Consider the following 23159-nt stretch of genomic DNA (forward strand, 5'->3'; position numbering starts at 1 on the left):
ATAAACAACATTCACGAAAGACGAAATTCAACAACAGGTATGAAAATCATTTTCAGCGAAAACCCGCTGTTAAAAGCTGGTACCTAGAGCAACAACTATCAACGGCGGATTGATTGTAACAATGGAAACACGCCAATACCAGCCTCCGAATTATCAGCAGGTCGAAACCCTGCCGAAAACCCTATCCTGCGGCCGGCTTCAGCAAATCCTATTCCCCATATAAATTCTTCACCTCAGGTAAATTATAAAAGTGCTGTGATTTCACATAATCCCTGATCTCAGGGTCGCGGGCTTCCAGGTTAAAGATCAATTCTGTTGTAGGCCAGCCGGGACCACCAAATTTATCGTGCAAAGGAATGAAAATATTATCTACATAAGCAGCGATCTTACGTTTCTCATTCAGCGTAAAGTCATTATTCCCTTTGTAAAGATCAAACACATAATAATACAGTGCATCCAGCATTTTATGCTCTTCCTTTTCTGTATGCGCCTTCACCCAGTTTAATAAGCCTTCCCTGATCACCAGTTGCTTACTACAATCCTTCCGGAATATTATTTTTGCTACCCTGGCAATTTCATCATCACTTCCTTTTAGGTACTCATTCATCACCAGGTCATTCAGTTTCTGGTCTTTTGTATAACCGAAGGAAGTTACCAGGGCAGATAAAAACTGCGCATCTTCGTTTAACAAAATCGCCAGGTCCGCCTTACTGTCATTAAAGAAATATTTATTCCTGGAGATGAGTTTCTGCGTGTATTTTAAATCTATCTTAAAATGAACGCTATCTACGAAACTACCCAATGAAGATACCAAAGGAATCTGCCAGATGAAATTACCTTCCTTCGCCGCTACCACATCATCAGACATCATCGGGAATGGCGTTTCGATCGTATTACCTTCATACAGCATGGTAAATTTCTCATGCTCTTTCACACGACATGCACCACCGGGACTATAACTCTCTGCAAAGATCTCATGCATTTTCTTTTCAAACACCTCTTTGGAAGGCGCTACATATCCCTTTGCTTTCAGGATCTCAGCAATCACCGGGAGTGCGACGTTCAGATCCTTTTCTGCATACTTGTAATGACCACCACCTTCATCATTCAGGTCCTGTTGCAAATCACCCTGCTTTTTTAATTCCGGATTTGTATTCATAATTACATCCTTTTCACCTGTTGGCTGAATTGTATCCTGCGCCTGTGCCACTTCTGTAGTTTCCTGTTTGGATGCAGAAGACTGGCAACTTAAACATCCAATGATTCCAATAAAGACGACTAATTCCCTCATGCTGAAAATTTTATTCCTAAATGAAAATGGTCCTGATGCACACTTGCATAGTCTCCACTTGAGTGCTTGATGCCTGTCTTGTAAGTATAGTTATTTACATAATTCCACTTACTGGCAAGTTGTAAAATAAATTCCAGTTGGGCAATAAATTCTTCCGTTGTAGTAAAGGCTTTTGCCGCCTCCGACCACATCACCTGGCCTGCTGTATTCGGACTACCCGGATACCGGATATCTACATCTACTCCTACCCTGTGTGAACTATGCCCGATGTTACGTCCATCATTTGCAGAGATGTCATTGAAGTAAAGTTTATCTGTGAACCCGTTCACTGGCAGGCAGAAAAAGAAGCCCAGTAAATGTGCCGCCATCTCAGGAGAAGCGTAGTTATCACCGCCTTTATCTCTCGTGCCAAAGCGGCCCCAGTTAGGTCCTGTTTCAGGGAATGGCAATAAACGAATGTCGACTTCTGTACCTCTGAATGTACTCTTCACCTTTTCTGAATTGATGTATTTGGTATACACTGATTTCTTGTTTACGATCACCTCGTACCTATATTGTTTGGATGCAAGGTTCTTATACTCATACGTAACAGTGAAATTATCTACATCGATCTTATACCTGTTACAATCCTTCTCAGGCACGAGTTCATCAAATTTGCATTCCTTCACTTTGAATACAACGGAGGTCGTATTTTTAAAAGATTTCTCCTTAATCCCATATGCAGATTCACCATTTGCCCTGTCCTGATCAGCGCCTACCATGCCACTTATAATGTCAACTTTTTCCTGTTTATTCGCCGCATGCTCAATCTTCACAATCTTCCAAAACGCCATTGACGACAACATCGAAATCCGCACATCCGTTTTCACCAGCGTCGGCGTAGTCAGTATATCCCCACCTTCCTTGCTCGTATACGCATTCGCCTGCGTAAAATTCGACCTGCCCGTGAGCTGTAAAGGCCCCATCCCCCTGAATCTCCAGCCATCGCCTTCCTGCGTATTCCCCAGCTCCTTACCCTTCGCAGATTCCGGACCATAGGCATAATTCGCCACCTGCTCCTGCGCCGCCTGATCCAGCGGATGTGTATTGGGCTTTTCTGCACGCCCTAATTCCTTCGCTTTCTTCTTCCCTTCCACCGTTCTGAATGCCTTGAACCTGGAGAGATCTTCATAGTAATAATTGAAACTCTCTGATTTCGACACGTCCAGTACATCGCCTGATTCTCCATATACCTGTGCAAAAAAGTGCGCCTTATTCCAGCAGGTATTCATCCCCAGTTCTGCCATGTATTTGGTGTAATTAGCAGCGATCACTTTCAGGTCATCCTCCTTCGCCTGCGGGAAGATCTTCTTCAACTGCTCCGCCGTCACTTTATCATTACAATTCGGACAGCCTGTTGCCACCGGTGCCTGCTGAGCCGGTTCATTCTTCAGCACCGCAGGCGCATTCTTATCCGCCAGCTTATTCCATTCATCCGCTTTTGCATCAGATAATTTCAGGTGCTGGAAAAAATATACCTGCTCCGCCTTATGCGCATTTTCATCCGCCACATCTTTCGGGTACATGAATGATTTGGTATCATCCGCTTTTATCACAAGATAGAACGCCCGATAGCCGTCATTCCTGGCCTTATCCCCACTTTTCAGTTCGTTCGTATCAAAGTTGATTCTTACAACCTCCGTATTATCCGGCTTTATCTTTTTAGTCTTTACCAGTTCATCCTTTTCCTTGTTCTTATTCTCCCAGAACTCCACTGTCAGCTCCTTCCCGGCCAGGTTAGCCGTCTGTATCCTGATATCAATTTTCTCGCCATACTTATACACCCGGTAAGCCATGTTGCCGCTGGTTTCGAAGTACCTGACATCCACCACTTCCGGTTTCTTTGAAATGTAGACATACTTGCCCCTCTCTGCGCCCCGCAGGTTGCTCTCCTTCGCCGGGAAGATATATTCCCGGCCCCTGCAGACCACCTTCTTCGTACCATCGAACTGTAAGCCCGACGGGGCAGGCAGCAGCACAAAGAACACATCAAAGTATTCCCCCTCAAACCACAGTTCTCCCAGTTTACTTTTCAGGTCATTGGTGTTGATGTCGATACTCAATACCCCATCCGCTCCAAACTTGCCCTTTTTAGGCCCCAGGATGTAATTTGGCTCCGAATGCTTATCTGCCTCCAGGATGTGCAATTCCACCTCCTCGTTGGCCGCATTTTCGCTTTTAATGATCATTTTGAGGTTTTCATTCCAACCCGCCTTAGCCTTATACATCCCATCCTTGTCACCAAAGTACCAGGCATCGATCCGGGCAAAGTCCGCATTCACTTCCAGTACCTTCTTGGATTCCCCGAGCATGGCAGTTACCTGCACCTTGCCCTTGTGCGTGGCAAAGACGCCGGAGATCTTATCGCCCTTACCCGCTGCCGGTGTCCAGGTAAAGGGGCCATCCTTAGCGGCATCATAGGGCATTTTGGTAGTCGCCACCAGGTTGTACCGCTTGCCTGTCACCCAGTTTGTAATGCCATGTTCTTCTTTTACATCTGTGATGGTATTATGCGCAACGTCGAACTGCCAGTCGTCTTTCTGATGGGCATTAGGAGCGCCCTTCCTGGCATTCCAGGCATCCGCTACGGATACATAGGCCTCCACTACATACCTGCCGGTATTGCTGAAATACTGGTTGCCATCGAGTGTGAGGGTCCTGCCCGTTCCTACCGGTTTTCCATTCAGCTGCCACTTGATCTGCCCGGCCTCAAAGTCCTCTACCTGTGTTGTATAGGTCATCTCACTCACTTTGAATGACATGCTGGTACCTGGGCGGATCACGGTGGTGTTTTGGTCGTTGGTCACGGCCACCACGCCATTCGCTTCGGACTTCATTTCCTTCGTCACCACCTGTTCGCCCATGCGCGCCATCACGGTATAGGTCGTAGCAGAATTATCTACCTGGAATGTAATCTTATCTTCTCCTGCAGCTGTCGATGCCATCACATTGCCCGCAGCATCGGTGACCTGCATGGATACCAGCTGCTTTTCTTCAGCTGTTGGCGGATCAATTTCATACACGGCATGAACGGTCACATTCATCCCGCGCCTTAGCCGGTATTGCTCTTTTACAAAATGCCCCAGCAAGCCATCCATATTGAATGCATCTTTCAGGCGGTTCACCTTCACGGTGACATCGATCGAACAGCTGGGATCCCCTTTGCCACTGGCACCGTAAGCCATTACCCTATAAGTACCGGCTGCATCAAAATTCGTCTTAAAATCAGGCCCGATGGTTTCAAACACCAGGGTACCTGCATCAGAAAATCCGTGTCCTTTGAACACTTTCCAGCTCACCTTTGCCTTGTCTGCATTAGAAGGATTGAAATACTCTTTTACCTTGAAAATAACGTCTTCGTCTACACGGGTAATGAGTACCGGTATTTGCTTGCCACTCTGCACAGCGCCTTCTGCAGCACCGGCTTTCCCTTCTATCGACTTCACTTTCGGTATTTGCAAATTGCTCTCCGGCGGTGGGGCCATGGGATTCAATGCTGCCATGGTACTTACTTCCACATTGTCAAAATGCACGCTGCTCACCTGTGCCACCTGCCCGTGATTGATGATGGTAATGCAGGGCGCGCCACTCACGGCACAGGTAGCCTTGCTGTCTTCCGTGAGGATCTTACCGCCATTGGTGAGGGTGATCTTGTTATAAAAACTATCCCATTTGGTAATGTTCACACTACAGCCGCTATTCACCTTACTACAGCGGCCAAAGGTCTTTGCCTCCAGCGGCTGACCAAGATCTTTTGTACTGGCGATAGGTTTGGCATCTCCACTCCCATCGTTAATATAGTCGCGGTCGTTAGCGGCAATTTTCAATTTATCGGGGGAAGCTCCATAATCGCATTTGCAGGTAGCTCCCTGTACTACAAAGTGTTTTTCACTCATACTACAGTATCTTTAATCGGATTACAAACAGCCGTGAGTTGTATACGGCGCAGCCTTCCATCCTGTTCGAAATTCCATTCGGCATGGATGCTGTCTATCATCTTCGTCAGTTTATTGACACTACATTTTATATCGTGTTCGCAGGGCACCGGTTCTTTGAAAGGGATTAAGGGGTAAGCGCTGCGACTGCCGCCCATGGCCAGGTTGCACCAGCAGCTCAGGAACAGGTCCTGCCGGATGATGCGTAGTACGGCAGCTTCTTCCAGTATCACCTTGCCGGTGGCGTGGATGTATGCACAGGCTTCGTCACCGGTAAAATATTCCAGCAAACGCGGTGCTTGTGCTTCCCATCTTTCCAGGATAGCTGCATGGTTAAATACCTGTGTGATACTACCGTCTGCGCCTACACAGACCTGCAAGGGGTAGAGTACCTGGCCGCATTGCGCAGCAAGGTCCGCAGCAAGGTAATCGGAAGCGGCATCTCCGTTGATGGTCACTTCTCCCCGATCGAACTGGAAGAATGTACGGGCATCATCTTCCACCTTCATGCGGCTCACTGCCATGGGAAATTCCAGTACAGAAGGGTATTGTATGGTCACCGTGTATTGCACCGGGCTGAGTACTTCCATGCGGGGCGCCCGCTTGCTGAATATGTTAAAGAAGCCCATCAGGGTTGACATTTTTTTTCCAGTGTATCCGTTTTATTGCCTGCAGGGGAATTGACTTCCAGGGTCCACTGACCGTGAAGAGAATCGCCCTTGCATAATTCATAGCGGTATTCTCCCCGGTAATCTTCCAGCTCCTGGTTGATGTCATTGTGAAGATCCCAGAAATCTTCCCTGCCTTTCTGATAGCTCTTTGTATGATCTGAGAGGCGGTAGAACTGGATGTAATAACGGATGTAGTGTGTTTCCACCTCCTGTTTGTTCACGGCGCTATCACAATAGTGCAGAATGACCTGGTGAAGACTGTCCAGCGACTTAGGCGGGTTATCAATCAGGGCATAGCGGTAGCGCCCCTGGCCATACTGACCATTCACATCAACAGTTCCCTCGTGATCCAGTTTATTCAAATAGATTACCCTGGGGCCTGCCGGTTTTGACGTACAGCCGAAGAGTCCAAAAATTAACCATCCTAATACAGCATACTTCATGATCGCTTATTTTTCCTTTCCTGTGCACCCTCTTTTATATTGCCGGAAAATTCTTTTGTAAATACCATTTTGGTGAGGAATGGTTTGTAGCCCCTGAGATGTTGTAAGAGGAACCAGGCACGGAAGCCGGCGCCCCAGGAATAGAATTTCTCCATATCAGGGAGGTCAAGACCAAAGTGGTCCCAGAGCTGCACTTCGTAGCGGGCTTTATAATCGTCGCCGGTCTGCTTAAAACTAAGCAGCTTAACTTTATAACTCCACACGTCGTTGACGGCGATGGTCAGTCCGCTAAGCAGGTTGTAATCCCTGCTGTAAGGATAGGCCGGGTGACCATATGGATGCGAAGTTTTATACCCCTGTTCTTTGCCGGTGTAGACGGTCTTATCTTCCATGGTGATCAGTTCTCCGCCCGCTTTTTTGATCCGCTCTGCCATCTCATTTTCAATGCCCGTGCAAAAGCGTTGTGTAGAAGGATTGGCCTGCGCGGCGGCGGTGAGTTTGGCGTTTTCATATACCCCACCTTCATTCTTCTGGAACTTACTGATCATCGATTTGATATTGTCATTCAGATCGCCCCTGGCCATGGCTTCTACCATGATCCTGAAGTCGAGGAAAAGCGCATCATCATTGCTGGCGGAATTAGACAGGCGCATCAAATAACCGGTATCGAGCACCTGCTTCTCATTGTAGATGGCGCTGTAAGCACCGTTGCCGGCGGCATTGGCGAACTTCGCATCTTTCTTTAGATCAAAGCCGTCGGTCACGTAGGAGTGTTTGTAGGCATCCACTTCACCTTTCGTATATACCGGGCGTTTAGATACCCCTTTTCCATATGCCATATCGTTGGCAATATCGGTGCCGTCTTCATTGAGACCGGGTGTGCGGTATACATCGACGACCAGTGGCAGGTAGATGATCTTTGTAGTCGCTACGACCTTTGTATCCGGCTTGCGGAAGAAGGCGTAGACACTCACTTCCTGGTCAAGGGTATTGGCATCGACGGTGATCGATTTATAGGCCACGCCATTCTCTACGCGGGTGGTACCGGTTTTGAAATGCGTGATGTGCTGCCCTCCATCGAAGGAAAAGGCCCAGGCTACCAGGCGGAGCTGGTTATCAGGTAGCTGTTCGCTGAAAGAAGTGGCTTTGAATTCGTAGGTGTTCCCATTGACAACGCTTTTGGGGCCTTCTACTTTCAGTACTTTGACGGTAGTGCCGGCCTTGCGTACAATGGGGTCATTTTTGTGGAAGGAAACGCCGTCCTGTTTGCCGTGCAGCTGGATCCGTTTGCCGGATTGCAGCCTGGTTTCTCCTGCACTGTTCCAGCGTACTTTCTCACCGTTTTCAGTATAGTTTTTGGCGACAATAACGAGGTTGCCCGTACTGTTATCTCCCATGGTTTTTCAATTAAAGATGAGGATCAGAAGAGTTTGGATTTCTCTGCGCTTTTGATGGCAACAGACTTCCCGGAGTTGATGGTCATCTCTTCTTTGGAGCTGTCCACTTTTACCTGTTCGGCTGTCTTTTCAATGTTCTTTGCCTGCACATCCATATTTTCTGATGCAATCTTGGTGATGTTGGTGGCGCTGAGTTTGTAGTCATTGACAGAATACTGGGTGATGCTGTCGCCGGCATTGTGCATGATGTTCATGCCAGCACTGGCAGACAGGTCGTAACCGGCGCTGTTAGTGAGATAGGTGCCGGCGCTAACGTCTACTGCTTCTGCGGCAAGGATGCTGATGTTCCGGGCTTGTATTTTTATATTCTGCAGGGCGGTGATGGAGATGTTCTGACCATTGGTATCCATCACGATGATGTTGCCACCTTTGTCGTTGATGGTGATGAATTCCTGGCCGGCGGTATCATCGAGCCGGATGGTATGACCGCTGCGGGTTTTGATGGCTTTTACATTGTTGTCGGCATCGCCATAGTCTGCCTTGCCACTGCCGTTGTAGAGGGTGCCAATGATGTAAGGAGCTTCGGGGTTACCGCCTTCGAAATCGACCCATACTTCTTCGCCGGTTTCGGGCAGGAAGTAGAAGCCTTTATCGCCGCCACCATGTGGTTGTATCAGGCGGATCCAGGGCGTCATCCCTTTCTGCCAGCTGAAGCGTACGCGTACGCGGCCCAGGCCTTTGGGATCGAAGTTCTCTACGACTACGGCACTCTGTGCTTCGCACCGGGGAATGTTTTCGATGTCCATCGGTGGTACTGCGTTAGCAAGCGGAATGCCTTCGAAGCGGTTGTAGTATTCACCGTTGCCATCCACCAAATGTTCCAGGGCGGTGAGGAAGAATTCACCATGATCGGCGGTAGAGAAGATATTTTCCTGGATGCTGATGGTATCGCCCAGTCTTAAAGCCGTGCTTTTACTACGACCGCTGATGCGCACCATTTGCGCCATTTGTGACTGTTGCAGGCGCCTGGCGGTGTGTTCCAGTTCTTCTTTTGCATTGCTGCTGAAAGCGTGAGGTACTTTGTAAGTAAAGGATTTATTATAGAGTTTATCGCTGACGGTTTTCGCGTTTTGCGTGTAGTTGTCTACGTTACCGGTGGAGAGGGTGTTCGTATTGAAGTCTACATCGGCGTAGTTCCGGTATTCCTGCCCTTTCAGTGACTGGTTGGCCGGCACAGTCCGGAGGGTGATGTTGTATTCAACGAGGTTTACCTGGTGATAGAGGCTCACCTTTTGCGCGGTGTGCTTGCCGAAGATAATGCGTTGCCCGTTGTAGAAAAACCATTCCCCATAGCGCTGTGATAAGCGGTGGAGGAACTGGAAGCCGGTTTCTTTGTATTGCACAATGTATTTCAATTGTGAGGGATACTCCGGGTTTACTTCGGGAGAGCCGGGGAAGGCGCTGCTGGTTTTTAATACGGTATTGACAATGCTGGCCAGGTTTTGCGTTTCGAACGACTGGATATGCGGGTTGCCATCGAGCAGGATGGTAGGACTGGCTGCGTAAACGGTACAGTGGCCGTTGATGGAGTTGCTTTCCTTGCCGAAGTTGACCGCCGTTACGACGCCATTGAAAGATAAGGGAGTGCCGTTGCCGGAGCCTTCCATACTTTCTACTGTCATGCGTACTTCTTTACCTAAAAAAGATTGTCCGGCAGACACGGGGTCTTTCCCTGATTTGAGTAGCCAATCGTATCCTATTTTGATTTCCAGGGAATGATGCCCTGTCATGGACTGCTTCAGGTGAATGGAATAAAATTGCCTGAACTGTTCGTCGCCAATTGATACAGCGGTTTGGGTATATAAAGCCATTCGCTCAATAATTGATATGGTAATGCGGTTAACGAATTAAGGTTAATATCTTACAAACGGCTCTAAATTATAAAAAAATATTGAATCTGTTGTTTAAACAGGCAATTTTTTAATCCTTCATGACGACAGCGGATATTTTAAAAATTGGCAACTCCTTCGTAGAAGTTAGCGATGTCATTGACAGCTTCGAAGAGCCCGGCATAGGGCCGGTTTGGGTGCAGCCAGTATACGCGGTGATCGTCGGGGCTGCAGATAAAAAGTTCGTCTTTGTAATCCTTCATGACTACACCGATATTTTAAAAATTGGCGACTCCTTCGTAGAAGTTAGCGATGTCATTGACAGCTTCGAAGAGCCCGGCATAGGGCCGGTTTGGGTGCAGCCAGTATACGCGGTGATCGTCGGGGCTGCAGATAAAAAGTTCGTCTTTGTAATCCTTCATGGCTACAACGGATATTTTAAAAATTGGCAACTCCTTCGTAGAAGTTAGCGATGTCATTGACAGCTTCGAAGAGCCCGGCATAGGGTCGGTTTGGGTGCAGCCAGTATACGCGGTGATCGTCGGGGCTGCAGATAAAAAGTTCGTCTTTGATGTGGAGGAGTTCGTCTTCGTTTTTGGGGAAATATGATTTAAACTGGTAGTTGTCCGTACCGGCTACTACTGTTAGTAACCCGAGGCACATTTCGGGGCTTTCCCCGGCTTTTACGAGGGCGTGATAATCGCAGGTCTCTATGTTATTGACGAGATAGCTTTTGCCGCCGGAGACGACTAACTGGTAAGGGAAATGGTAGCCGATAGCATGGGGTGCCGGGTCTACTGTCACGAGGGTGGCGGCCCTGTTTGAGAAGGCCATGAGTAGAAGATCAGTGAGGATCCTTTCTTTCCATAATTTAACGGTAGGGGTTGCAGCGTACATAGGTAGTTCGATACACACACCGGCATCTCCTATTTTCCTGGTATTTATTTTCATGCGAACGGGAGTTGAACCGAAGATAAGGAGGAGGACAATGCAAGACAGTTAATGCGAAGTTAACAGGCTGCGTCTTTTATTAGTTCATTACATTATAAGTACACTAAAAGTACACGATAAGGTCACTTGTATATCGATTGGATATTGAAGTGACCTTATCGTGGCTAATAAGTGATGGGTAAATGTAATGTATGAATAAAAGACGGGCTATATTCAGGCTACCATAGCCGGACACCGGCTGTATCAAAACCGGACAGTCCGCATTATATAATATATTGAAAATGAACACCTTTCTTTCTGGCAGGATTTTTCCGCCCCGAAAAGCACTTAACCCATTACTATGCACAGGAATTATCTAAAAATGGCGCTCAGGTACCTGTTGAAGAACAAGGTGCATTCCTTCATCAATATTGCCGGACTCTCTGTGGGGATGACGGTGGCGATGCTCATTGGTCTATGGATCAGGGATGAGTGCACGTACGACCGTTTTCCGGCCCATTACGAGCAGATTGCGCAGGTATACAAGAGCCAGGTGTTCAATGGGGAAATTAAGACCGGCAGGGCGATCAGTATCCCACTGCCGGGGGCTTTGAAAGCGCGATACGGGGAATACTTTAAGCAGATGGCGCTGACTTCCTGGAACTGGGGGCATATCCTGTCTGCAGGGGATAAGAAATTGCTGCAGCGGGGAAATTTTATGGAGGCCACGGTACCTGAGATGTTTAGTATGCATATGCTGCGTGGCGACCGGAAAGCGCTCACAGATCCGCATAGCATGATCCTGTCACAAACGGTGGCGAGGGCTTTGTTTGGAGATGCGAATCCGATGGGGCTGCTCGTAAAACTGGATAATGACCAGAGTTTTAGGGTGACGGGGGTATATGAAGACTTTCCTTACAATAGTGATTTTAATGGTATCTCATTTATAGCGCCCTGGGAATTTTACCTTAACAATCCTTCACTGGTAAAACCACGGTCAAAGAATGACTGGGGCGATAATTCCTATCAATTGTATGTGCAGCTGGCAGATCATGCGGATATGGAGGTGGTGAATGCGAAGATTGCGGATCTATCACTCCAGGAAGTGGATGCTTTTATCAAACAATATAATCCGAAGATCTTATTGCACCCCATGAGCCGCTGGCACCTGTACCCCACATTTAAGAATGGGGTGGCTGTGGGTGATCGTTTGCAGTATGTGTGGATGTTTGGCATTATCGGTGTGTTTGTATTGTTGCTGGCCTGTATCAATTTTATGAACCTGACCACGGCGCGGAGTGAGAAGCGGGCGAAGGAAGTAGGGATCAGGAAGTCGATTGGTTCTATGCGGCTGCAGCTGGTGGCGCAGTTCTTTACGGAGTCTTTGTTTGTGACGATGATCGCATATGTGCTGGCGATAGGCTTTGTACTGCTCTTATTGCCGGCATTTAACGAGGTGGCGGATAAGCAGATCGCGTTGCCCTGGCGCAATCCTTTGTTCTGGCTGGCGGGACTCTCATTCGCAGTGCTGACGGGCTTGATAGCGGGTACGTACCCGGCTTTTTATTTATCTTCTTTTCAGCCGGTGAAGGTATTGAAAGGATCTTATAAGGCCGGCAAACTGGCGTCTATGCCGAGGAAGGTATTGGTGGTGTTACAATTTAGTGTATCCGTTACGTTGATCATCGGAACGATCGTCGTGTTCAGGCAGATCCAGTATGCCCGTAACCGTCCGGTGGGCTATGACCGGGAGGGGTTGGTAACGGTGCCGACGATAACCGCTGCGATTGCGGATCATTTTGCATCGTTCAGGCAGGAACTGCTGGCAACGGGGAAGATAGATGAGGTAGCGTTTTCTACGAGTCCGGCCACGGGGGTGAATAATAATACGAGTTCTATCAGGTGGCCGGGCAAGGACCCGGATATGACGGTGGATTTTGCGAATATAGGGGTGTCGTTTGGCTTTGGAAAGGCAGTGGGCTGGCAGTTTACAGCGGGACGGGATTTTAATGCGGGGATGGCAACGGATTCTGATGGGATGGTGCTGAATCAACGGGCGGTGGAGTACATGGGTTTGAAGGAGCCGGTAGGCAAAACGATCACCTGGGGTGATCACCAGTTTAGGGTGCTGGGGATTGTAAAAGATATGGTGATGCAGAATCCATATGAGGTGGTGATGCCGACGGTGTTTTATATCCGGGATCATTTCATGGATAATTATGTAAGCATCAGGATCAGGCCGGGAACCAGTGCCGTGGCGGCGGTGCAGGTGATCGCCGATATGTGCAGGAAGTATGATCCGGAAAGTCCGGTGAATTATAAGTTTGCCGACGCGATGTACGAGGAGAAGTTCAGGGATGAGATCCGGGTAGGAAAACTGGCGGGGATCTTTGCTTTGCTGGCGATCTTTATATCCTGTTTAGGCTTGTTTGGAATGGCATCGTTTATGGCTGAGCAGCGGACGAAGGAATTGGGGATCCGGAAGATATTGGGGGCTTCTGTATTTAATTTATGGGGGATGTTGTCGAAGGAGTTTATCATCCTGGTGATGATTTCATTTTTGGTGGCGATGCCCCTGGCGCATGTGGGGATGGCGGTGTGGCTGGAGCGATATACGTATAGAACGGTGATGCCGTGGTGGGCCTTTGTGGTGGCGGCCGGAGGGGCGATGGTGATAACGCTGGCAACGGTGAGTGTGCAGGGGATAAAGGCGGCGATGATGAACCCGGTGAAGAGTTTGAAAATGGAATAGGAATTTGTTTTTCGTAAAAGAGCCTGCATCAAAAGTAGTGGTTTCTGCCAGGGATCCTTTTTGATTCAGGCTCTTTTTTATACTCCTACATTTCGGGTATAAATACCTGATTGTTATGTAATCAAATTCCACTAACTTGCTCTCACATTAATCCCAAAACGTTTCGCAGTATGAAAAAACTACTATTGCTTTCATTGTGCGCCCCTGTGGTGCTCCTCCTCTCCTTTTCATTCCAACAGGATATGGGCGTTAAGCGCGTGAGCAAACACCTTTACTCGGTTTCTAAAGTCGCGACCAAGCGCGTGTCTGTGAGTGACCAGGAAGAGATCAAACGTGTAGTAGCAGAACACTACGGTATCAAAGATTTCGGCCGTGGTGCCATCACTATTGCATCTAACAATCCGCTGAACAGGAGAATGGGCGGTATTCTTGACAACTCAATTTACAAGGATTGGGTGTCTACCAAGTTCATTTTCTGGAAGCAGATTAAGACTTTACCGGAAGAAGTGATCAAAGCAAACGAGATCATGAGCCGTTATGCACCAGCCGTTAAGTAACAGTAACTGGCTGAAACGATGGCTGGCGCGTAACCGGCCAGCCATCGTGTTGTTTCGCAAAATACGCTTACGGGCTTTATATGCCTGGATGGCGGTACATCTTCTCCTCATCATCCTCATTAATAGTATCAGTGCTTACAAGGCGTATCATGAATTCTATCATACGCCGGCGTCTTCTGCAATTGTACAAAGGCTTACGCCTTTCGTAGAAGCCAGGGCTGTGCGCTATTACGGGCGGTATACGGGTGCAGAAACCGGCTATGGTTTCTTTGGCATCAATGTACGGTCAAATGGTATTCTGATTGGAGAATGTGATGGTACGCCTATGACAGCCGATTTTAAATCATATGAGACCTCCCTGCGGTTCTTTTCTATGGCCAATGCACTGACGGATGATTTTATAAAACCGGATGCACATGATAGTCTGCCTGGCGGCCTGCTGGGCGAATATAATAACCTTGTCTTTAAAAATATTGCTGTCACTTTGTATCAGCAGCATGGGTGCATGGATAGTACTGTACTTTTAAGTTACAATGTATTGCAGTTTCCAACACTGCAGGCCGTGCGAACAGGTACAGCACCGGCATACCAGCTGACGAAATTAGTAACAGGTACCTATAGTCTTACACCACATGCACAATAAAACCTATCCCGGCTGGTTGTTCTTTTTCCGGGTGAATATGGCAGGTTTTGCTTTGCTACATTTCCTGGCTATACAGCCGGATTTTGACATGTTGTATTCCTATAAAGGGTATATCTACCCGGATATTATGGATACGGCAACAGATCATTTTAGTCCTACCCTGGTCAGCCTACAGCATTATGTGGGTGTACCCTATGACACTTTATTATTGCTCTGCAGAATTGCGTATCCATTGGCGTTAGTATGCCTGATCCTGGGCTTTTGTACGCGGCTGAGTGCCGTGCTGTCTCTATTTTTGCAATTGTTGTTATTGAAATCGATTCATTTATTTGAATATGGGGTGGATGGGTATACGACAATTGCGCTATTTTATTGCTGCATATTCCCGGTGGGGTATATTTATTCGATCGATAACAGGTTGCGGAAATTTATTATCACCCCACCCTATGCGCATTGGTTATTCCTGTTAAAAGCACATTTGTGTATCGCGTATTTCTTTTCAGGATTTGATAAGGTGATTGGTGGAACCTGGCGGAATGGCGAGGCCTTGTGGAAGACGGTGCATAGTCATAATTATTATAGTTTGTTTAGCCTGGATTTTTTAGCGAACACGCCGTTTTTTCTTTTAGCAGGCTGGGGTACGATCATTTTAGAGATGGGGTATTTTGTGGGAATGAATAGCAGGAAAGTCAGGATGTGGTGGCTGGGAGCGATTGTCTGCCTGCATTTGTTTATTGCGTTATTTATGGGTTTGTTCTTCTTTTCGGCGATGATGATTTTGCTGAATTTGTGTGCTTATTATACGCCGTATATAGATCCTGAGAGGTTTAGAAAGAGGTGAGATTTCGGGATGGATTAATGATGGAGTTGTTAGGGGGGTCGTTTTTTTGCTTTGCTGGGATTATTTAGATATGGATACTGAGAGGTTTAGAAAAAGGTGAGCCTTCGGGATGGATTACTGATGGAGTTGTTAGGAGTTTCGTTTTCCCCTTCGCTGGGATTATCCAGGCCCCGAGAGGTTTAGAAAAAGATAAGCCTTCGGTTTGGATTACTGATGGAGTTGTTAGGAGTTTCGCTTTTTTGCTTTGCTGGGATTATCCATACACAGACACTGAGAGGCTTAGAAAAAGATGAGCTTTCGGTTTGGATTAATGATGGAGTTGTTAGGAGTTTCATTTCCCCTTCGCTGGCATTATTCAGGCCCTGAGAGGTTTAGAAATAGATGAACCTTCGGGATGGATTACTGAAGGCTTTGTTAGGAGTTTCGTTTTCCCCTTCGCTGGCATTATTCAGGCCCCGAGAGGCTTAGAAAAAGATGAGCTTTCGGTTTGGATTACTGATGGAGTTGTTAGGAGGGTCGGTTTTTTGCGTTGTTGGGATTATTTAGATATAGGCTCCGAAAGGTTTAGAAAAAAATAAGCCTTCGGCATGGATTACCGAAGGCCTTGTCAGGAGTTTCGTTTTTTCCTTCGCTGGGATTATCCAGAGCAGGTACTAAGGGTATTATCTCAGGTTAATTGTTATAACCACCCCGGGTTGTGAAACTTCCTCTTCTGATAAATATAGTGAAAGAATCGTGCCAGCTGGATAACGACATTTTTATCCGGTAGAATGGGTTTTATTTCGGCAATGTGGGTCATTTTGTGGTAGTACATCGCTGATGAGAGCTACATTTTCGTGCCATTATTCATGGCACTATTTTCTCCCCCCTTGTTGGAAAAACTAATCTTATGGCAACTACAACCCTGAATGCGTCTACGGCATTTGATAGCAAACTGAAGGAATTCTTTATTGACCAGTTAAAAGACATTTACTGGGCGGAGAAAAAATTAGTGAAGACCCTGCCGAAACTTAGCCAGGCAGCAACGACCAATCAATTGAAAGATGCGATCGACAGTCATTTGATAGAGACTGAAAATCACGTGGCCCGGCTGGAAGATGTGTTTGACCTGGTAGGTGTGGATGCGGATGCAAAGAAATGCCATGCAATGGCGGGTATTGTGGAAGAAGGAGAAGACCTGATCGAAGAGACGGATACGGATACCTGCCAGCGCGATGTAGCTTTGATCTTTGCCTGTCAGAAGGCTGAGCATTATGAAATTGCTACTTATGGCGGCTTGGTCACCCTCGCGGCTACATTGGGGTATAAAGAGGCCGCTGTGCTGTTGAGACAGACATTGGAGGAAGAGAAGGCGGCGGATGCGAAGCTGACGCAGATTGCGGAAAATGATGTAAACTATAAGGCAAGCCAGGAGCGGGAATAGATTTTCATGACCTAAGCTTTGGGCATTCCAAAGGATCTAAGGTTTGGTCATTTAGTGGGATTTAAGCTTGTTTATTCCAGATGACCTGGCTTTGTTCATTTAGCAGGATCTAAGCCCTGTTCAACATGATCCGGGCTTTGGTCAGTCAAAATGATCTAAGTCTTGTTCATTTAGCGGGATTCAAGCTTTGTTCAACATGACCTAAGCTTTGTTTATTTGGCGGGATTCAAGCTTTGTTCATTCCAGATGACCTGGCTTTGTTCATTTAGCAGGATTCAAGCCCTGTTCAACATGATCTGGGCTTTGGTCAGTCAACATGATATAAGTCTTGTTCATTTAGCGGGATTCAAGCTTTGTTCATTCCACATGATCTAAACTTGTTCATTCAACATGATCTGGCTCTTGTCATTCAATGTACCCAAGCTCTGTTCATTCAACATGACCTGGCCTGGTTCAGTTAAAATGTATTTCTCCGGAGCAGGGAAAAGATAAAATGGTTATCTTATGGAAAAATAATTCCACACTATGTTAGCCAGATTTACCTTTATCCTGCTCCTTCTTTGCAATTACTGTTTCGCACAAAAAATAGACTGGTGGCAACACGACCGCTTCGGCATGTTCATCCATTTTGGCCTGTATGCGGATGCTGCCAGGCACGAATGGGTGAAGAACCACGAAAGACTGAGTAACGAGCAATACCAGGTGTATTTTGATCAGTTCAATCCCGACCTTTTCAACCCAAAAGAATGGGCCCGCCAAGCCAAAGCTGCCGGCATGAAGTATGCCGTGCTCACCACCAAACACCATGAAGGATTCTGTCTCTTTGATTCCAAATTTACCGACTATAAATCTACCAATACCGCTATCCGCCGCGACCTTGTCCGGGAATTTGTGGACGCCTTTCGCGCAGAAGGTATTAAGATAGGGTTTTATTATTCCCTGCTCGACTGGCATCATCCGGATTTTACGATTGACACCCACCATCCGCAGCGCCCATCTGCTGATACGGCTTATGCCCGCCTCAACAAAGGCCGTGATATGGAGAAATACCGCCAGTACATGCGGAACCAGATTACGGAACTGCTTACGAAGTACGGGAAGATCGATATCCTCTGGCTGGACTTCTCCTACCCTGGTCCGCATGGCAAAGGCCGGGATGACTGGGGATCTGTGGCCCTGCTGAAAATGATCCGCAAATTACAACCCGACATCCTGGTAGATAACCGGCTTGACCTGGCAGGTGTGCCTGGTGGGGCTGATTTTGCTACGCCGGAGCAGGTAAAACCCGAAGACCTGAAGAGTAATTATGACGGACTGCCTTTTGAAACCTGTCAGACCTTCTCGGGTTCATGGGGCTATTACCGGGATGAAGATACCTGGAAGACGAATTTCCAGTTGCTCAAATTGCTGATTACTGCTGTGAGTAAGAGTGGGAACCTGATATTAAATGTCGGGCCGACAGGCAGGGGGGTATTTGACTATAGGGCTACACGGGCATTGGATTCTATCGGGCAATGGATGCATTTTAATGACAGGTCCATTTATAACTGCCAGGAGGCACCTGCCGGGTATGTGACACCGGAACATTGTTTGCTCACCTATAACCCCGTGACGAAGCGGCTGTATGTACATTTGATGAATTACCAGGGAGGGAAATTAGTGTTAAAAGGATATAAGGATCAGGTAAAATATGCGCAGTTCCTCCATGATACATCGGAGGTTAAACGCGAGAAAAATGGGGATGACCTGGTATTGATATTGCCGGAAAGGAAGCCAGGGTTTACAGTGCCGGTGGTGGAGCTGGTGTTGTAATGAGCTTTTGTTTGGGCATCGGATTAACATCACCGTTTCAAAAAATACAAAACCCACCACAAACGCGATAATATCAACAATAATAGGGAATTCTACAAGATATGCGCAGTTCCTCCATGATGCATCGGAGATTAAACGCGAGAAAAATGGAGATGACCTGGTATTGATATTGCCGGAAAGGAAGCCAGGGTTTACAGTGCCGGTGGTGGAGCTGGTGTTGTAATGAGCTTTTGTTTTGACTTTGGATTAACATCACCGTTTCAAAAAATACAAAACCCACCACAAACGCGATAATATAAACAATAATAGGGAATTCTACAAGGACGGCTATTAGTCGAATGGTACTATCTTTGGTATCAAATTGTGCCCGGCAGTTTGCCATATCATTGATTCACAGTCTAAAATACAATAGCGTGGTCTTATTAAGTCAAACGAAAATAGCAACAACAGGTAAGAAAAGAGTCGTGATCATAGGTGGGGGATTTGGAGGGATGGAACTGGCGAAATCCCTTGCCGGAACAGACTTGCAGGTAGTATTGATAGACAAACACAACTTTCATACCTTCCAGCCTTTATTGTACCAGGTAGCTACGACCAATCTGGAAGCGCCTTCCATTGTGGCTCCGTACCGTAAGATCTTCAAGCAGCAATCAAACCTGTTCTTCCGCCTGGCCGAGGCAAAGCAGATAGACACTACCAATCAAACGGTAGAGACATCTATTGGGATGATCCGGTACGATTACCTCGTGATTGCAACGGGGGCTACCACGAACTATTACGGGAATGAGGAGATTGCGGCCAGGGCAATCAGTATCAAGAGCCTGGAAGATGCCCTGTTATTGCGCAATACGATCATCAGCAATTTTGAGAAAGCATTGCAGGTGGAAGATGAGATGCAGTTGAATAGTTTGATGGACTTTGTGATTGTGGGTGGCGGACCGACGGGCGTGGAGATTGCGGGTGCGCTGAGTGAGCTGAAAAGACATGTGTTCCCGAAGGATTACAGGGAGCTGGATTTTGTAAAAATGGATATTCATTTGATTCAGAGTGGCGGGGAGATCCTGAAGGGGATGTCGCCGGCGGCATCGAAGAAATCGCTGAAGATGCTGAATGACCTGGGTGTGAGGGTATGGTTGAACAGAAGGGTGATTTCTTATGATGGGTTTGCGGTGAAACTGAGTACCGGGGAGCAGTTGGTGACGCGGACATTGATCTGGGCTGCGGGGGTATCTGGCTTGCCGGTGAATGGATTGTCGGAAGAATGTATGCAGGATTCGCGGATAAAGGTAGATGAATTTAACCGGGTAGCGGGCTATGATAATGTGTTTGCGATTGGGGATATAGCCGCGATGGTGACGGAAGAAATGCCTCATGGATACCCGATGCTGGCGCAGCCGGCGATACAGCAGGGGAAGTTGTTAGGCAGGAATATCAGGCGCTGGGAGGCTGGTAAGGCAGCGAAACCGTTTAAGTATAATGATATGGGTACGATGGCGACGATAGGGAAGAATCATGCGGTGGCGGACCTGATGGTGTTTAAGAAGCAGATCAGGACACAGGGATTTCGGGCATGGCTGATCTGGATGTTTGTGCATCTGATGTCGTTGGTGGGGTTCAGGAACAGGGTGGTGGTGTTGATTAACTGGGTGTGGAAGTATTTTACGAATGATGCGGGGTTTGGAACGATAATAGGGAAGCCGAAGGAGAATATCCCGGTGGAGAAGGTGACGGAGAAAGTGTTGGTGTGAGGATGTTTTTAAATAAATAGAAAGGGGCTGTCTCGAAGACAGCCCCTTTCTATTCGGATTCCTGATGGAGAAAAATAATTTTTCAGGGATTCTCAGGGGCTTCATTTTACTTATGATACCCCCCTTTTCTATTTAATAGATTATTTATTGCCCGTCTGCGCCAGCGTGCTGCCAAACACAGTTTTCAGGAGATCTGTTACACGTGCAGCAGGATCCTGCCTGATCTTCGCTTCTTCTGTGGCTACTTCAACATAGATCCCGGCGATCGCTTTTTCTGTTACATAAGCAGAGAGATCGGTGTTTACCGGCGTGCTGGAAAACTTGTTATACAGGGAGAATACATCGCCCCAGTATTTTGTAGCATCCACTTTCTTCAGTGCTGCTGCAATCACGGGTTTGAATGCATTGGTCAGTTCAGCCGTTGTCTTGCTTTTGAAATAATCAGTAGCGGAAGTTTTGCCACCTCTCAGGATGCCGATAGCATCGGTAATACTCATTTGTTTGATAGCATTCACGAAAATAGGTGTAGCAGATTTTGCTGCTTCTTCAGCACCCCTGTTCATAGAGAGGATCGCTTTGTCTACCACGTTCCCCATGCCGAGCTTACGTAAGGTAGATTCAACCTTCTGTGCTTCTGGCGGCATCAGGATTTTCAGGGCCGCGTTCGCAAAGAATCCGTCAACGGCAGACAGGCGGTTGGCACTGTTTTGTGTGCCGATAGTGAGTGCTTCTTTCAAACCAGCAGCGATCTGGGTAGTCGTTGGCTGCCCAGCTACACTGGTAGGAAGGTTTTGTAAGATTTGCTGTGAGGTTTCACAGCCGGTAGAAAAACATAAAATGCCCAGGCATACAAGGAATAGACGCTTCATAGTACAGTATTAATTTACTCGAACGGAGGCAAAGATATAAAAAAACCAGGCGTGATGGGTGTAGGATATGATATTGACGCAGGGTGGGCTGGCGACAGCACCTGTATTGATATGCGTTTGGTCTTTAAAAAAAAGAGGCCAGTGATCATGTCATCAGCAGGTATAACGGCATCGAAGCGGCATGACAATCATCAGATTGCCTCGAAGAAATTTTATTCAAAACTATCGCAGAATAATGGTAACTTATATGCTATGTCACGCATTTACCTCTTCCTTTGCCTCCTGCTCCCCTGCCTTGTTAACGGGCAGGATTCGCCAATCGTTCTTCACCTTTGGCCAGATGGTGCCCCAGGGTACGAAAACCGCAAAAACGAGCCCGAAATAGCCAAAGATTACTATGTAAAGAATATCCATAATCCCAGTATCACCGTTTACCTTCCGCCGAAGGAGAAAGCAACCGGTGCGGCGGTCGTGATTTGCCCCGGGGGAGGATTTCGCCTGCTGGTGTATAATTCAGAAGGGGTCAACCCCGCAAAGTACCTGAATGATCTGGGAATTGCCGCTATTATTTTGAAATACCGCTTATTCCGGGAGGATTCTACGTATTCACTGGAAAAGGAAGTAAGGCAGGATGCTTACCGTGCGATGCGGTTAACGCGGAGTCATGCAAAGGAATGGGGTATTGATACTGCCCGTGTGGGGATGTGGGGATTTAGTGCGGGTGGAGAAGTGGTGACCCAGGTGGCGTATGCAAAAGGTAATGGCGATCCGGCGGCCAAAGACCCGGTAGACAGGCTGAATGGGAAACCGGATTTCCAGATCCTGGTATATCCGGGGCCATTGGGGATTCCGCAAACAGTGCCGGCAGATGCACCGAAGGCGTTCCTGGTAGTGGCGAATAACGATGCCTGTTGTTCGGCGCCAATAGTGACTTTATTAAGCGCCTACAGGGACGCTAAGGTCCCTGTAGAAGCACATATTTTTGCTAATGGAGATCATGCATTCAATATGGGGTATAAAACTGATTTGCTGTCGTTAAAAGCATGGCCGGCATTGTTGACGAACTGGATGATGGATAGTCATATTATAGCAGCTAGAAAGTAGTAAGCGATGGGTGGAGGCGGCAGACAAGGGCTGTTAGGGATTAAATTACCTGCCAATTCCCTACACCACCTGCACTTGTACTACATCAGCTGCTCATGCCTTACCACCAAAGCGGTAGAATGATCTTCAAAAGTCAGCAGCGCAAAATGCCTTTCATTCCTCGTAATATCATCCACCAACTGACTTGATTTCAGCGGGCGCTGGTACACCTCCTCCCCGTTTGTAAGCTGTGCCGGTAATAACACAGGAGACTTCCTTTCAGGATTAAACAATTCCGCTATCTGCGCACTCAGCAACGGATCATGTTCTTCGTCTATATGCTCAATCCTGTCCGCAATGTCTTCTATAAAATCCACATCATATTTCCGCTTTCCGGTAGTATAAATACAATAATACGTTTCGGAATGATCCGTGCTAAAAGGGATAGGCGCATACTTTGGTCTTTGTTTGATTGTTCCATTCTGCATAATTGCTGCCACTATAAAAGAACAAACAGCAATCCCTACACACACATACACAACAGGAAAATAAGAAGGATGCTGCCTGGCAGCAGCATAGCTGAAATACGTTCCAAAAAGAGAAAATACAAACAAAACAGCAGGCACAGCTACCCACTTGTTGATTCCACTCTGTTTCATAACTAATGTATTTAAGGTGATACAATGTCATTTACAAACTGTGAAAGCAGCAATAAATAGCCGGCGAACGCACGGTACCCATCTGCTGCATAATTAAATAACAGGCATGGCCGGCTATTTGTTGCCTGGCTCGCTGACCAGTTTGTAAACGCTGGACTTATATCCAATATTAATCTT

General features: G+C 47.2%; 18 protein-coding genes. 9 read left to right on the plus strand and 9 right to left on the minus strand.

The window, feature by feature from the left end:
• Positions 1-208 precede the first annotated feature (208 nt).
• From U0033_RS04585 to U0033_RS04610, 6 genes are read right to left on the minus strand one after another with little or no spacing between them, the layout of a single operon-like run.
• Complete coding sequence (locus U0033_RS04585) at positions 209-1291, minus strand: hypothetical protein (RefSeq protein ID WP_072363760.1); 1083 nt, start codon at positions 1289-1291, stop codon at positions 209-211.
• On the minus strand, positions 1288-5226 hold the full coding sequence (locus U0033_RS04590; protein ID WP_072363759.1) for a PAAR-like protein: 3939 nt from the start codon (positions 5224-5226) through the stop codon (positions 1288-1290). The genes U0033_RS04585 and U0033_RS04590 overlap by 4 nt, the downstream gene beginning before the upstream one ends.
• Positions 5223-5906 (minus strand): hypothetical protein, encoded by a 684-nt coding sequence (locus U0033_RS04595; protein ID WP_143150845.1) that lies wholly within the window; start codon positions 5904-5906, stop codon positions 5223-5225. The genes U0033_RS04590 and U0033_RS04595 overlap by 4 nt, the downstream gene beginning before the upstream one ends.
• Positions 5894-6379, minus strand: a complete 486-nt coding sequence (locus tag U0033_RS04600; protein ID WP_072363757.1) for a hypothetical protein — start codon at positions 6377-6379, stop codon at positions 5894-5896. Before U0033_RS04600 ends, U0033_RS04595 begins: the two co-directional genes overlap by 13 nt.
• On the minus strand, positions 6376-7776 hold the full coding sequence (locus U0033_RS04605; protein ID WP_072363756.1) for a DUF3289 family protein: 1401 nt from the start codon (positions 7774-7776) through the stop codon (positions 6376-6378). The genes U0033_RS04600 and U0033_RS04605 overlap by 4 nt, the downstream gene beginning before the upstream one ends.
• Before the next feature lie 23 nt (positions 7777-7799).
• Positions 7800-9647, minus strand: coding sequence for a type VI secretion system Vgr family protein (locus tag U0033_RS04610; protein ID WP_072363755.1), 1848 nt, complete (start codon positions 9645-9647; stop codon positions 7800-7802).
• Between the two features lie 119 nt (positions 9648-9766).
• On the opposite strand from U0033_RS04610, the gene U0033_RS04615 reads away from it, so the two are divergent.
• Positions 9767-10135 (plus strand): hypothetical protein, encoded by a 369-nt coding sequence (locus U0033_RS04615; RefSeq protein ID WP_322518513.1) that lies wholly within the window; start codon positions 9767-9769, stop codon positions 10133-10135.
• On the opposite strand, the gene U0033_RS04620 is transcribed toward U0033_RS04615, so the two are convergent.
• Positions 10104-10616 (minus strand): hypothetical protein, encoded by a 513-nt coding sequence (locus U0033_RS04620; protein ID WP_072363754.1) that lies wholly within the window; start codon positions 10614-10616, stop codon positions 10104-10106. The two genes, U0033_RS04615 and U0033_RS04620, sit on opposite strands and share 32 nt — an antisense overlap.
• A gap of 340 nt (positions 10617-10956) precedes the next feature.
• Here U0033_RS04620 and U0033_RS04625 point away from each other — a divergent pair, with 340 nt between their 5' ends.
• The 7 genes from U0033_RS04625 (at position 10957) to U0033_RS04655 (ending at position 20371) form a co-directional block, all read left to right on the plus strand.
• A complete protein-coding gene (locus U0033_RS04625; RefSeq protein WP_072363753.1) occupies positions 10957-13347 on the plus strand; it encodes an ABC transporter permease in 2391 nt (796 codons plus the stop codon).
• A gap of 170 nt (positions 13348-13517) precedes the next feature.
• Positions 13518-13904 carry a hypothetical protein gene (locus tag U0033_RS04630; RefSeq protein WP_143150844.1) on the plus strand — a complete coding sequence of 129 codons (387 nt, stop codon included), beginning with the start codon at positions 13518-13520 and terminating at the stop codon, positions 13902-13904.
• Complete coding sequence (locus tag U0033_RS04635; RefSeq protein WP_143150843.1) at positions 13885-14547, plus strand: hypothetical protein; 663 nt, start codon at positions 13885-13887, stop codon at positions 14545-14547. The genes U0033_RS04630 and U0033_RS04635 overlap by 20 nt, the downstream gene beginning before the upstream one ends.
• The gene (locus U0033_RS04640; RefSeq protein WP_072363750.1) at positions 14537-15388 is read left to right on the plus strand and encodes a hypothetical protein; all 852 of its coding nucleotides are present in this window, start codon (positions 14537-14539) and stop codon (positions 15386-15388) included. The genes U0033_RS04635 and U0033_RS04640 overlap by 11 nt, the downstream gene beginning before the upstream one ends.
• An 889-nt stretch (positions 15389-16277) precedes the next feature.
• Positions 16278-16811: a YciE/YciF ferroxidase family protein gene (locus U0033_RS04645; protein WP_072363749.1), complete on the plus strand. Its 534-nt coding sequence runs from the start codon at positions 16278-16280 to the stop codon at positions 16809-16811.
• A 525-nt stretch (positions 16812-17336) separates the two neighbouring features.
• A complete protein-coding gene (locus tag U0033_RS04650; RefSeq protein ID WP_072363748.1) occupies positions 17337-18623 on the plus strand; it encodes an alpha-L-fucosidase in 1287 nt (428 codons plus the stop codon).
• A 413-nt stretch (positions 18624-19036) separates the two neighbouring features.
• Positions 19037-20371 (plus strand): NAD(P)/FAD-dependent oxidoreductase, encoded by a 1335-nt coding sequence (locus U0033_RS04655; RefSeq protein ID WP_072363747.1) that lies wholly within the window; start codon positions 19037-19039, stop codon positions 20369-20371.
• Between the two features lie 140 nt (positions 20372-20511).
• Here U0033_RS04655 and U0033_RS04660 read toward each other — a convergent pair whose 3' ends face one another.
• Positions 20512-21240 carry a DUF4197 domain-containing protein gene (locus U0033_RS04660; protein WP_072363746.1) on the minus strand — a complete coding sequence of 243 codons (729 nt, stop codon included), beginning with the start codon at positions 21238-21240 and terminating at the stop codon, positions 20512-20514.
• 54 nt (positions 21241-21294) lie between these two features.
• Here U0033_RS04660 and U0033_RS04665 point away from each other — a divergent pair, with 54 nt between their 5' ends.
• Positions 21295-22344 carry an alpha/beta hydrolase gene (locus tag U0033_RS04665; RefSeq protein WP_326980861.1) on the plus strand — a complete coding sequence of 350 codons (1050 nt, stop codon included), beginning with the start codon at positions 21295-21297 and terminating at the stop codon, positions 22342-22344.
• An 80-nt stretch (positions 22345-22424) separates the two neighbouring features.
• Here the strand turns inward: U0033_RS04665 and U0033_RS04670 are convergent, their stop codons facing one another.
• Positions 22425-22982, minus strand: a complete 558-nt coding sequence (locus U0033_RS04670) for a hypothetical protein (protein WP_072363745.1) — start codon at positions 22980-22982, stop codon at positions 22425-22427.
• Positions 22983-23159 lie beyond the last annotated feature (177 nt).

Origin of the sequence: Chitinophaga sancti (genome assembly GCF_034424315.1) — a bacterium.
Taxonomy (GTDB): Bacteria; Bacteroidota; Bacteroidia; order Chitinophagales; family Chitinophagaceae; genus Chitinophaga; species Chitinophaga sancti.

Coding starts and splice junctions, on each gene's coding strand:
- U0033_RS04585 (WP_072363760.1), bottom strand. CDS start 1,291: ATGAGGGAATTAGTCGTCTTTATTGGAATCATTGGATGTTTAAGTTGC.
- U0033_RS04590 (WP_072363759.1), bottom strand. CDS start 5,226: ATGAGTGAAAAACACTTTGTAGTACAGGGAGCTACCTGCAAATGCGAT.
- U0033_RS04595 (WP_143150845.1), bottom strand. CDS start 5,906: ATGTCAACCCTGATGGGCTTCTTTAACATATTCAGCAAGCGGGCGCCC.
- U0033_RS04600 (WP_072363757.1), bottom strand. CDS start 6,379: ATGAAGTATGCTGTATTAGGATGGTTAATTTTTGGACTCTTCGGCTGT.
- U0033_RS04605 (WP_072363756.1), bottom strand. CDS start 7,776: ATGGGAGATAACAGTACGGGCAACCTCGTTATTGTCGCCAAAAACTAT.
- U0033_RS04610 (WP_072363755.1), bottom strand. CDS start 9,647: ATGGCTTTATATACCCAAACCGCTGTATCAATTGGCGACGAACAGTTC.
- U0033_RS04615 (WP_322518513.1), top strand. CDS start 9,767: ATGACGACAGCGGATATTTTAAAAATTGGCAACTCCTTCGTAGAAGTT.
- U0033_RS04620 (WP_072363754.1), bottom strand. CDS start 10,616: ATGAAAATAAATACCAGGAAAATAGGAGATGCCGGTGTGTGTATCGAA.
- U0033_RS04625 (WP_072363753.1), top strand. CDS start 10,957: ATGCACAGGAATTATCTAAAAATGGCGCTCAGGTACCTGTTGAAGAAC.
- U0033_RS04630 (WP_143150844.1), top strand. CDS start 13,518: ATGAAAAAACTACTATTGCTTTCATTGTGCGCCCCTGTGGTGCTCCTC.
- U0033_RS04635 (WP_143150843.1), top strand. CDS start 13,885: ATGCACCAGCCGTTAAGTAACAGTAACTGGCTGAAACGATGGCTGGCG.
- U0033_RS04640 (WP_072363750.1), top strand. CDS start 14,537: ATGCACAATAAAACCTATCCCGGCTGGTTGTTCTTTTTCCGGGTGAAT.
- U0033_RS04645 (WP_072363749.1), top strand. CDS start 16,278: ATGGCAACTACAACCCTGAATGCGTCTACGGCATTTGATAGCAAACTG.
- U0033_RS04650 (WP_072363748.1), top strand. CDS start 17,337: ATGTTAGCCAGATTTACCTTTATCCTGCTCCTTCTTTGCAATTACTGT.
- U0033_RS04660 (WP_072363746.1), bottom strand. CDS start 21,240: ATGAAGCGTCTATTCCTTGTATGCCTGGGCATTTTATGTTTTTCTACC.
- U0033_RS04665 (WP_326980861.1), top strand. CDS start 21,295: ATGGGTGTAGGATATGATATTGACGCAGGGTGGGCTGGCGACAGCACC.
- U0033_RS04670 (WP_072363745.1), bottom strand. CDS start 22,982: ATGAAACAGAGTGGAATCAACAAGTGGGTAGCTGTGCCTGCTGTTTTG.